Genomic DNA, 12,180 nt, shown 5'->3' with positions numbered 1-12,180 from the left:
TTGGATCAAGAAACTTTGAAAAAGCCATGAGCAACTAACTTAAAAAGTATTGAAAATTGTACACTATTCTTAGGAAGTATTCAACTTTTTTATACTGAGGTTTACTAAAGTAGTAAAATTAGACCTTATTCTAAGTTTAAAGAATATTGGCTAAAAAAACTACTTTCATGGTACCATTTTTGCTTACACATTAGCCACGTCCTAAGCAGGTACAAATTGAATAGCTAATTTTCAGTATAAGATCTTTCAACAAGTATGTTTGATATTATATTGCTTGAATTTCTAATCAAAGAGGAACAAGTTTGGCAAAAAATAATGATATTATTAGCGGAACGTAAAATAGCCCTACTGCAGTACTGATGAGAAGCAGCAAAGTAGCTCTATCTGGTTGATAATTTAAAATATTAGCAAGTATTACACTGGATCCAGAAACTGGAATAATAGCTAGCAACATTAGCGCTTTATATATACTTTCATCGTATATACCGGTGATATGTTTGTCTATCAGGACAATTCCCAAAACAAATAATGGCCAAAATAAGTACTTTGCTGTAATAGTGGTTAAAGCGAGCTTCCAATCTATTTTAAAATTTGTAATTTGTGCAATACTCACCCCAAGCAGTACCATTCCTAATGTAATAAATGTACTTCTAATATTCATCATAACATCTGTTAGAAAAGCAGGTATTTGTATATCGCATACACTTAAAAAGAAGCCCAGAATCATCGCATAGGACGAAGGAAGTCTGAGCAACCTTAACATGCATTCTTTTGCAGTATATATACCATTTGCAGCTATATAAAATCCTAAGCTATTTTCAAATAGTGCCATTCCTATATAACAAACAACATATACAGACACTGAATCTTCATCAAATAAAGTCATAGCAATTGGCAAGCCAAAATAACCCATACTTGTACTGCCTGAGCTAAATGCCAATATGTTTTTCGTATTGTCCTTAAATAAAAAAGAAGAAAGATAATACACCGATAAGGACATAGTGCTACCTATAAACCATATCAAAATCGGCAAAGAAATCACTTTTAAATTGACCTCTGCATGAGATACTCCATACAGAATCACTATTGGGTTAGCTATATAAAAGAGTATTTGAGATATAGTATTTCTATCAATCTTAAGGCATTTTCCTGCTAAATAACCAATAAGTATTGTAATATAAATAGGTAATATTTTGAGGAAAAGGGTAAAGAACATACTAGCCTAATTATAATCCTTTTTGATACTTCTAACTGATAAATTGACATTAGATCTTAAGACATTGTAAAAGTAAATAAAATTTATTTTCCAATTTACCCAACTCATAGTTATTTAAAAAGACCCATTTAGTGCTAAGAACCGCTTTTACAAAACATAAGAATGACATTTTTATGATAAAATTATGTTAAGTTTTTATAAAGCTTCTTACATATCTTTCAATAGTGGTAGCTTTGCTAAAAAGCAAAGTTTAGTCTCGCTTGGCCTCGTTGTATGCTTTCAGTTGATATAGGATACAAACCCCAACTATTTTTGTTGCAAAATAAGCGCTTTGTAGACAAGTATAAACGATAGAACTAATTATACTTTTCCAAAGATAAGCGATGCGTTAGTGCCGCCAAAGCCAAACGAATTAGAAAGCGCATATTGGATCTTATGCTCTTGAGCTTTAAGCGGTACAAAATTTAAATCACATCCTTCTGAAGGTTTGTGCAGGTTTAAAGTTGGAGGAGTAATTCCTTCATTTAACGCAAGAATACTAAATATTGCTTCAACACTACTTGCAGCACCAAGTAAATGTCCTATAGAGGATTTGGTTGAAGAAACTGGTACCTTATAAGCATAGTCACCAAATAACTGTTTTATTGCTATTACTTCGATTTTATCTCCAAGTGGCGTTGAAGTTCCATGTGCATTGATATACCCAATTTGATTTGGACTAATTTGTGCACTCTGTAAGGCAAGCTGTATTGATTTCAATGCACCTCTTCCGCTCTCATGTGGAGCGGTAATATGATAAGCATCCCCCGTTAGTCCATATCCAGTAAGTTCTGCATATATTTTTGCTCCTCTTCTCTTTGCATATTCATATTCTTCCAATACTAGTATACCTGCCCCTTCACCCATAACAAATCCATCGCGTTCTTCATCCCACGGTCTTGAAGCTTCTTCAGGCTTGTCATTAAATTTAGTTGATAGTGCCTTCATAGATGCAAAGCCTGCAACTCCAACCCTACAAAGTGCACTTTCTGCCCCACCTGCAATCATTACATCTGCTTCACCAAGTTTTATAGCTCTTGCTGAATTTATGATTGCATGCGCACCTGTTGCACATGCGGTTACCGCTGAATCGTTTGGGCCTGTAAATCCATATTTAATAGAAATATGGCCAGATATCAAATTTATCAAACTTGCAGGAACAAAAAATGGGCTGACACGTCTAGGCCCTTTTTCCTGCATAATAATAACATTTTCCTGAATTGATGAAAGACCGCCTATACCAGAGCCAACAACCACACCAACTCGTTCTCGATCGATATCTTGATTTTCTAAAATTAGTGAATCGTTCACTGCCTGAATAGTGGCTGCAATACCGTAATGGATAAAACGATCTGTCCTTTTTAGGTCTTTTTCAGAGATATAATCTAGCGGGTTAAAACAGTGCTCAATGTTATTACCTTGTAGGGGAACTTGTCCTGCGATTTTGCAAGCAAGATCGGAAGCATCAAACCTGCTGATTTCCTTTATACCAGACTCACTACCTACTAACTTAAGCCAAGTGTTTTCAACATTTGCCGCCAGTGGAGTAATTAAGCCAATACCGGTAACTACTACTCTTTTGCTCATTTAATACTAGTTATTGTTCTTTTTGTTACTGATGTACTCAACTATCTGCTCTACAGTTTCCATTTTTTGCGCATCTTCATCAGGAATTTCTATGCCAAACTCTTCTTCTGCCGCCATGATTATCTCAACTGCATCTAAACTGTCTGCGCCATGCTCTGAAAGCTTTGAGGAGCTGCTAAACTTTTCCACATCCTTACTAATGTGCTCCAGCACAATCTTTTTTACTTTTTCTTCTATGTCTTCTCTAGTGCTTTTTGCTAATTCGCTACTCATTTTTTACCAAAAAATAACCTATTCTTTGATGTTATAAAAAATTTTCATGTTTGCAATACCTTTTATGGTTGATAGACTATTACAAAACTTTCTATCGCCCTAGCTGAAATATTCTTCAACATTGTGTGCTGGAAAATTAATAAACTCGCAAATGCTAGACGAAATAACAAAAAATTTACTTATCGCAGAAATAAGCAAATTTCTACCTGAAGATAGCCAAAGCAAGCTTATATCAGCTATGCGTTATGTGCTTCTTGCTCCTGCAAAATATATACGTCCATTTTTAGTCACAGCTTCATCACGAGTATTTAATGTGAAAGCTGAGAAAGTAATGCCAATTGCTGTGGCAGTTGAGTGTGTTCACACCTACTCTCTAATTCACGATGATTTGCCATGTATGGACAATAGCGATATTCGCAGAGGTCAGCTAAGTTGCCATAAAAGATTTGACGAAGCAACAGCGGTGCTTGCTGGAGATGCACTGCTTACTCTCGCTTTTGAAATACTATCTTCGCTAAATGAGGATAGCAATAAATGCTGTGAAATTATAAAGGTACTCTCTCAAGCGATGGGAGCTAAGGGAATGGTAGGAGGACAGATTTTGGATATTGATGCAGATTTCTCCAAAATAAAAGAAATCCATTTATTAAAAACTGCAAAACTATTTGCAGCTTCATGTGAAATAGGGGCTATAATAGGAAATGCTACAGATGAGCAACGAAGAGCGTTACATGACTATGGAATAAACCTAGGGCTTATTTTTCAAGCCAAAGATGATATTGAAGACCACAAACAAGATAAAGTAAGCAACTTAATGTCTATACTTGGTAAAAGTGAAACAAAGAACTATATAGAAAGTCTCTTTAAACAAGCTTTAGATAATTTGAGTAAGCTTTCAGACGAAACTAATTATTTATATAGTTTATTGAATCAGGTAAAAAACGATGGCTAGGAAAATTATATTACAATTGCTTATTTCCATAGTAATAATTTTCACTTTAACTTCTTCTTTTGTATTTATCGTCGTCCAAATAAACAAAAGCAGGCCAGAAAAGAGAGACAAGCTTTATGAGTTAAATACTACGAATGATGGCTTGGTACAGACAATAGCATATTACCTAGTGAAGCCAATACTTGAATCAGCACTTGATCACTATATCGAAAAGCATGGGTTGAAGGAGTATTTAAAAGAGATAACACAGCAGGAAAGAGAGGAAAATTCAATAAACTTTTATGAATTTACAGAAGGCAGTGGCAGCAGAGCTCTATGTGGTCAAGAAGTCCTGATGCAAATGTATAAAATATCTAATAATCCAGCGATACCACTTCCGAATCAAGTCCCTAATGTTACCTTAAAAATAGGTCAAGATGATTGGAAAGAGGTGGGCCTAGGAATAATGGGTATGAAAGAAGGAGGAGAGCGTGTAGTTACTATAAACATTACCAATGACAACAAAACGAACTTTAATTCTTACTATGTCAAACTAATCGAGGTAAAAGATAGATATCCCGACTCAGTAAATAATATGATGATTTTCAATGACTTAATTAATAGGGCTGGGAAACAAGTAAGATGTGGTGACGAGGTGTTAATTAAGTATAGCGTAATGGAGCATAATGGTAAATATATAATCAAGAATCAAACGGCGCAATTCAAAGTTGGTGATAAAAGTGTACCGCTTGCCATAGAGCTTGGAGTGGTTGGAATGAGAGCTGGTAATAACAGAACTATCATTTCTCCACCAGAACTTTTGAACGTTACTGATAGTATGTTAATCGGAGACATAGATTTTGACGAAGAAAATGTTTCCATAATTAATCTCAGCTTAGATGCCAAAGCTTAAAAGCAAGATACTTTAAATATTACTTGGTAACTGAAGAAAATAACAAAAGTACATATCGCAGTGATAACTGGTGGTAAAATTAGAAAAATAGGTGTCTTTTTAACGAAAAAATTCTTGGAAGGCTTTGAGAAAAAAGCACTGTAAATTATTGGCAAAAAGTACATAGCATTTAGTATAGTACTTACTATTAATACAAGAGTAACAAATACAGAGAGTGCTACATTGCCAGAGCTAAAAACAGCCTGCAAAATGAGAAACTTACCCCAGAAAGTTGGAGCAGGTGGCACTCCGATCATAGATAACGCACCTATAGCAAATGCTGACATAGTGATTGGCATACTTCGTCCTATGCCGTGAGTTTTATCTACATATTTCTCACCTGTTTTCGTTATTATGTTACCTACAACAAAGAATAGAGTAATTTTTGCAAATGCATGACAAACTAACTGAAAAACTGCAACTCTTATGCTAAGTTCGCTAAAAATTGAAGCGAATAGTGTAACATATGATAATTGGGAAACGGTAGAGTAGGCGAGCAATTTTTTCAATTCCTTCTGCTTGAGTGCAATCAGTGAAGCAACAATGATGGTAAATCCTGCAGCATAAGGCAGCCATCCTCCAGCAAACCAACTTTGTTGTGCAAAGCGTTGCAGATTATTGGTGCCAAAAGTGTATAATATGACTTTTATAATGATAAAAACCCCGGATTTCACAACAGCAACAGCATGTAGCAGCGCGCTCACAGGAGTTGGTGCAATCATTGCTTTTGGTAACCAAAAATGCATTGGCATTAATGCAGCTTTGCCTATTCCATAAATCAGCATAGCAAAACACACTGCAATGAAAGTAACAAGCGAAGTGTCAAATTTAAATATTCCACCGCTTACAAAATCTAAAGTATGAAATTTGCTGTATAAGAAACCGAGAACTGGAAAAAATAGCACTAAGGAAGAAAAAAACAACACACCAAAATAATAACGCCCAGCTATCATTGATTCATTTGTTGTGTTATAGGTGACAAGAGGGTAAGTACTTATAGTCAAGAGCTCATAAAAGACAAATGTAGTAAGCAAGTCGCCAGAAAAAGCAATAAACATTGCACAGCTGACCGATATTAAAAGAAAACAAAGGAAATTTGAGTAACTACTATTAGGATAGTTATTCTGCATATAACATATTGCGTATATGCTAGTTAATATCCATAAAAATGATATTAATAAACTAAATACCACTCCAGTGGACTCTAGCTTTAAACTAATGTGCAAGTTACTGCCAAAATCCATAAGGATAAATTGAGAATGATCACCATATGCCCAATGTAAAGTGCACAGACACGTATACGTAAATAGAAGTATAGAAGAGGCAATAGTAATACTGTTGTTTAATCTAGGCCATTTGCCAGTAAAAAAGATAACCACTGTGCCAAGCAGCGGAATCAGTGCAGTAATTAATAAATAACTTTCAGCAATAAAAAATGGTAAGGAAAGAGGTGTTAAAATACATTCCATTAAATACATTAAATAATTCATTATTTTGTTTAGGTAAAGCTAAAATTATACTTAAGTCACAGAAAAACTGCCACTTTTTTGGTAACAAAAGAACATTCAAGATCTGAGATTCTATTCTAAGGCCGTGCATAGATGCTGTTTTTTTGTTTAACACATTTAAGCTTAAAAAATAAGATTTAATAGAGCAAATATAAAAAGTTGAATATTTCTTCAAAATAGTGCATAATCTTTAATACTTTTTAAGTTCATTCCTAATGGCTTTATCAAAATTTCTCGATTCAAAGCCTGACCTGATCTTCAAAAAAATCTTTGGCTCTAAAAAGAATAAAAATATCCTTATTCACTGTCTCAATGATATTTGAGGATTTACCGGAATAGATACTATACAAGAAGTTGAGTTCCTTAGCACTATTATGGATCCTGAAATTGCCTCCGATAAGCAAAGCATTGTTAACATCCTTTGGAAGGATTCCCACAGAAACAGTATATTGCAGAGATGCAACTCGCTCGCGATAAAGACTTTGAAAAACACGCTCAACTTTACGCTGCTAAGGCTTACTCAAGGCAATTAGATAAATCTGGCAATTACATATAGACTCAAAGAAAGTTTTCTTTATTGCTATTTCCAATAGTACTCTATTTACTCCATAGGTTGAGTATATTTCCACTCACAATATACGAGATATAAAAACCAACGGACATTACTTAAAAGATTTTCAATTCGTTTTTATTGAGCTGCCTAAATTCTCAAAAAATAAAGTAGAACAGCTAGAAAGCATAGTAGAAAGGTGGTGTTTCTTTTTCAAGTATGCAGAGGATACTACAGATGAAGACTTAAGGAATATAGTAGAAAAATCACCAATAATAAAGCTAGTATACGGTGAGTTAGACAAGTTTCGTTGGAATGAGAGAGAGTTATTAACATATGAAGCAAAGAGTAGTGGGTCTGCGGAAAGAAGAGGCCACCATGCATATAGATTTGATCTTGTTGAAGAGAAAGGTATCCAAACCAGCCAAGAATGCGGCATCCAGATCGGTGAAGAAAGAGGCCAAAAACCTACTTAAAGTTGGTGTATCTGTTGATTTAGTAACTGAATCTACTGGTCTTCCTAAAGCTGAAATTGTACAATTCCAGGAAGAAATAGCTTAACAACCAGGCGCCTTTGTTCTCATTAGTTGATCACTTATTGTTATACCACTTAAACGCAAGACTCAGATGTAAAGGCTACGGCATTTCACTAACCCAGTTACTCTTTTCCTGATCTAACCTATCATCTAATATTGCCTGTCTTATTGATTCCATAAGCTTATTCATGAAGAAAATATTATGAATGGTAATGAGGGTGTAAGCTAGCAGTTCTTTAGCTTTCAATAAATGGTGTATATAAGCTTTCGAATGTTTCCTGCAGGTAAAACACAAACAATCACTTTCAATTGGACTATTTTCTAGTTCAAATTGTTGATTTCGCAAATTAACATGCTCCTTGCACTTTGAAGCAATAGAATTCCTATTTTTCACTTTAACAAGTGCACCACCATGTCTTGCCAGGCGAGTTGGATGCACACAGTCAAACGTGTCAATCCCAAACTCTACTGCGCGAAAGATATCCACAATTCCACCAATACCAAGCAAATGAGTAGGCCTATCTTTTTTTAAGTGCTTCATAGTAAAAGAAACTACATCATACATCTGTTTCTTACTCTGACCAAGTGATCCACCTATTGCTTGACCGAAAAATGGTAAATCATTCATAAAATCACAGCTTTCTCTGCGCAGATCTTGATACACTCCACCTTGGTTGATTCCATACAGTGCTTGTTTGCCATCATTACTTTTTTCAAGTTCATTTAAAGAACGTTCAGCCCATCTATGGCTCATGAGCATTGATCTTTGTGTATATTCTTTGCTGACGTGAAATGGTGTGCATTCATCTAAAACTAAGATTAAATCCGCCCCTAATTTTTGTTGAACTTGTATAGATTTTTCAGGAGTTAAACAATAAGTCTCACCATTGATATAAGAGCGAAAAATTGCCCCATCCTCATTAATTTTGATCAGGGTTTTTTGTTTCTTTCTTACTCCCTTTATTTCTTCTGAAACTGATCCGTGCCCCAGGCTAAATATCTGGTATCCACCAGAATCAGTTAGCATCGGTCCATTCCATCCCATCATCTTGCGCAAACCACCAAGTTTTGCCACAGTATCCTCTCCCGGTTGGAGCATTAGGTGATAGGTGTTGGAAAGTATTATCTGAGTACCAGCTTCACCGATTCTCTCAATATCTGCAGCCTTAATTGCAGCTTTGGTTGCACAAAACATAAATGCTGGTGTTTCTATGTTTCCATTTGGAGTTTTAATTGTGCCAACTCTTGCAGAACCTGATTGCTTGGTTATCCTAAATGAGAACTCTTCTTTCATCTATTTGCTTGAAAGCTCTGCTATGATATTTTCCACTTTTTTAGGAGTAAGATTCTCATAAAAATTGTCATTGATTTGCACAACAGGAGCATTAACGCATGCACCAAGACATTCAACTTCTTTTAAAGTAAACAGATCATCTTTGGTAGTTTCACCTATATTGACCCCAAGCCTCTTTTTAAAGGTATTTAAAACTTCTTCGCTACTGCATAACCAGCAAGGGGTTGTCCTACAAACTTGTATCAGATATTTACCCATTGGTTTTAAATTATACATGGTGTAAAAACTTGCCACTTCGTATACGCAAATATGTGGAATATGTAGCATATCAGCAACGTAGCGCATGGCAGACTCAGGAACCCATCCACATTGTTCTTGAACCAGATATAGTAAAGGCATAACAGCACTACCTTCTTTGCCTTTTGGGTACATCTCTATAAACTTCTTTGCTTTCTTGAGGTTTTCCGATGTAAAACTAAACTGCTCTTCTTTTTCTTTCATCTGCAGGTTCATGTAAATCTCAACAGATTATACTTAAAGAATCAACAATTGCAATTAGACCTCTCACATGAAAAGGCAATTATTTTTGGCGTTTTTTGTGTACTCTTAAATTGCTTTTGCTGTAAGCGTTAAGAAATTTACTAATCTAAAAAAGGCAAAAAGAAACCCTAGCCATTGTCTATTTTCAGTATTGGCGTTTTTTAAAGTCTTAGATTTACAGTTCCATAATCCCTACTGTGATGGTATTTTTTTCTCATGCTTTACTATACCATCACACTCTGGAAACATATATCTAAGAAGTTCACTAAAATTTTGAAAAATGCAATCTACTTCTATACTCGAATATGTCAAGTAGTAGTTCAAAAGATTTACTCTCAGCAATTGCACTTTTCGCATTATTGTATGCAAGGTTGAGCAGCTCTCTATCTTTGTATAAGTCAGCAAATTTAAACTCCATGTATCCTGATTGTTTTATGCCCAATATATCTCCACTACCTCTTAGCATCATATCTTTTTCAGCAATGTGAAACCCATCTTGTGACTCACACATGATTTTTAACTTTGAGAATGAGCTTTTGCTTAGATTATCGTATAATAATACGCAAAAAGATGGCTTACTTCCTCGTCCTACTCTGCCTCTTAACTGATGCAATTGTGATAATCCAAATTGCTCTGCATTTTCTATAATCATAATGGTTGCATCTGGTACATCTATACCAACTTCTATCACAGTTGTTGCAACTAGGAGGGAAAATTCATTTCTTTTGAAAGAAAACATAACTTGATCTTTCTGATCTTGAGCTAGTTTTCCGTGTATTATTCCAACTTTATCAAAAAATGTCTTTTGCAATTCCTGAAAGCGCATCTCTACTGCAGCAACATTTAGTTCTTCGTTTTCTTCTATATATGGGCAAATCCAATACGCTTTTTCACCCCTGTTTATAGCACCCTTAAGTTTTTCAACAATATCTGGTACTTTTTTAATGTTCACAATGACAGTCTTTATTGGCAACCTAGATTTTAGTTTTTCCCTTAAAACGGAGCATTCAACATCGCCATACATGGCTTGCTGCAAAGTCCTTGGGATAGGAGTGGCAGTAACGAAAAGTATGTCAGTATTTTCTCCCTTTCCTACCAAACGATTTCTCTGCATCACCCCAAACCGCTGTTGCTCGTCTACGACTACAAGCCCTAAATTTTTAAATGTAACGTTAGCTTGAAACAGTGCATGAGTACCAATCACTATATTTAAAGTACCACTTGCAAGTTCGTTCATGATAGTCTTTCTTTCTTTGCGTGTAGTTTTACCAGTAAGCAGAACAACTTTTATATCGGTGTAAGATAAAGCCTCTTCGATCCAATTATAATGTTGCTCTGCTAAGATAGTAGTTGGTGCCATTAGAGCTGCCTGCATGTTGTTTTCCACCACACTCAACATCGCAAAAAGTGCAACCACGGTCTTGCCACTACCAACATCACCTTGCAGCAAGCTTACCATGCGGTATTTGGATTTTTGTCTCTCTGAAATTTCATCTATTGCACGAATTTGATCGTTTGTTAATTGGAACGACAAGCCATTTAAAACTTGTTCTTTATATTTATTAGATATTGTAAATTCTCTTCTCCCTTTTCTTACGCGATTTTCTCTTGCAAGTTTTAGTGCTAGTTGATACGCAAATAATTCATCATAGGCAAGCCTTTTCCGAGAAATTTCCGCTTCTGCCAATGACCTTGGCCTGTGCAGCTTTATAATGCTTTTTCTCCAACTTAGCCATTTTTTTTGCTCGATTAATGTACCATCTATCCACTCTGGTAAATCAGGCAATTCTTTTAGATTAGAATTTATTATGTTTTTAATGCTCTTGTTAGTAATGCCGCGACATAATTGGTAACCCGGCTCTATGCTAGCTATCTCTTCAAGTTGGTCGACGTTAAGCGATACGTAGTCTGGGTGAGTAATTTGCAAATATCCAGCAAATTTATCAAGTTTACCACTGATGACTACATGGGCTCCAATTGGAAATGATTTATATAAATATTTAACTGAGTAATTAAAAAAGACTATGAATATGTACTGACTTTCGCCTTCAACGGCTATTTTATATGGCCTACCCCTAAAAGCTGGTGGCTGATGTTCACGAACTTTTGCCATGAAAGTCGTAAGTTCTCCAACTTGAGCATCAAGTAGCGATTTACTCCTATCTATATAACTGTGTGGCCTGTAAAACAGCAGGTCCATTACTCTATCTCCGCCACAAAGTTTAGGCAATATTGTGGAATGAAACCTAGGTATATTCTCCAGTTTGCCATTTAGAAAGGCCAGCACATCTGGTTGTTCGTTGAGTCTCATACATGTGTAAAATTGTTCATCCATAATAGGGCTTTCTTAAAATTCTGTCACCTTATGGCTAAGCTATACTAACTTCCTACATTACAACGCTATCCTGCAACCGTAGGAACATTGTAGTTCGAGAGCAACTCTCACTCGAAGGGCGTAATTCAAGTAGCTCCTTTTCTTATTATCCAAGTAGACCAATTTCTTGTCATGCCAGTGCTCGACACCTGGATCCAATTCTCCATAATAATTAATGTTGTATTTTAACATAAAACAGCTACTTTTATACTCACCTACTTAATAAAATTCCTGGATGCCAGTATCAAGCACTGGCATGATACCCTCCTAGTAGGACAATGTTCGTGCAGCTATGCTTCACGCGCTGGAATGACAAGTCTATGGATAAATCCAAGTAGCCTTTTCTTGTTATCCCAGCAGTTGATACTAGGATCTACTGT

Annotated in this window: 9 protein-coding genes and 1 pseudogene; 3 read left to right on the top strand and 7 right to left on the bottom strand. The window is 35.6% G+C overall.

What is annotated here, in order from left to right:
- Positions 1-286: 286 nt before the first annotated feature.
- The 3 genes from IHO40_RS04020 to acpP all read right to left on the bottom strand — a co-directional run bounded on the left by IHO40_RS04020 (position 287) and on the right by acpP (position 3,115).
- Positions 287-1,216, bottom strand: a complete 930-nt coding sequence (locus IHO40_RS04020; RefSeq protein ID WP_225536875.1) for an AEC family transporter — start codon at positions 1,214-1,216, stop codon at positions 287-289.
- A gap of 360 nt (positions 1,217-1,576) precedes the next feature.
- Complete coding sequence (gene fabF, locus IHO40_RS04015) at positions 1,577-2,842, bottom strand: beta-ketoacyl-ACP synthase II (protein ID WP_225536874.1); 1,266 nt, start codon at positions 2,840-2,842, stop codon at positions 1,577-1,579.
- 6 nt (positions 2,843-2,848) lie between these two features.
- Positions 2,849-3,115, bottom strand: a complete 267-nt coding sequence (gene acpP / locus IHO40_RS04010) for an acyl carrier protein (protein WP_225536873.1) — start codon at positions 3,113-3,115, stop codon at positions 2,849-2,851.
- 151 nt (positions 3,116-3,266) lie between these two features.
- On the opposite strand from acpP, the gene IHO40_RS04005 reads away from it, so the two are divergent.
- Together IHO40_RS04005 and IHO40_RS04000 are read left to right on the top strand one after the other, a co-directional pair.
- On the top strand, positions 3,267-4,067 hold the full coding sequence (locus IHO40_RS04005; protein ID WP_225536872.1) for a polyprenyl synthetase family protein: 801 nt from the start codon (positions 3,267-3,269) through the stop codon (positions 4,065-4,067).
- On the top strand, positions 4,060-4,959 hold the full coding sequence (locus IHO40_RS04000; protein WP_225536871.1) for an FKBP-type peptidyl-prolyl cis-trans isomerase: 900 nt from the start codon (positions 4,060-4,062) through the stop codon (positions 4,957-4,959). Before IHO40_RS04005 ends, IHO40_RS04000 begins: the two co-directional genes overlap by 8 nt.
- On the opposite strand, the gene IHO40_RS03995 is transcribed toward IHO40_RS04000, so the two are convergent.
- Positions 4,956-6,467: a proton-conducting transporter transmembrane domain-containing protein gene (locus IHO40_RS03995; RefSeq protein ID WP_225536870.1), complete on the bottom strand. Its 1,512-nt coding sequence runs from the start codon at positions 6,465-6,467 to the stop codon at positions 4,956-4,958. The two genes, IHO40_RS04000 and IHO40_RS03995, sit on opposite strands and share 4 nt — an antisense overlap.
- Before the next feature lie 413 nt (positions 6,468-6,880).
- Here IHO40_RS03995 and IHO40_RS03990 point away from each other — a divergent pair.
- Positions 6,881-7,532, top strand: a pseudogene (locus tag IHO40_RS03990) (Rpn family recombination-promoting nuclease/putative transposase).
- A gap of 160 nt (positions 7,533-7,692) precedes the next feature.
- On the opposite strand, the gene tgt reads toward IHO40_RS03990, so the two are convergent.
- The 3 genes from tgt to IHO40_RS03975 all read right to left on the bottom strand — a co-directional run bounded on the left by tgt (position 7,693) and on the right by IHO40_RS03975 (position 11,737).
- Positions 7,693-8,886 (bottom strand): tRNA guanosine(34) transglycosylase Tgt, encoded by a 1,194-nt coding sequence (gene tgt / locus IHO40_RS03985; protein ID WP_225536869.1) that lies wholly within the window; start codon positions 8,884-8,886, stop codon positions 7,693-7,695.
- The gene (gene nuoE / locus IHO40_RS03980; RefSeq protein ID WP_225536868.1) at positions 8,887-9,387 is read right to left on the bottom strand and encodes an NADH-quinone oxidoreductase subunit NuoE; all 501 of its coding nucleotides are present in this window, start codon (positions 9,385-9,387) and stop codon (positions 8,887-8,889) included. It abuts the gene before it with no gap.
- A gap of 304 nt (positions 9,388-9,691) precedes the next feature.
- A complete protein-coding gene (locus tag IHO40_RS03975; protein ID WP_225536867.1) occupies positions 9,692-11,737 on the bottom strand; it encodes an ATP-dependent DNA helicase RecG in 2,046 nt (681 codons plus the stop codon).
- Positions 11,738-12,180: the final 443 nt, after the last annotated feature.

The sequence above is a fragment of the Wolbachia endosymbiont of Mansonella ozzardi genome (genome assembly GCF_020278625.1).
Classification (GTDB): domain Bacteria; phylum Pseudomonadota; class Alphaproteobacteria; order Rickettsiales; family Anaplasmataceae; genus Wolbachia.
This window is presented reverse-complemented; position numbering and strand designations above follow the sequence as displayed.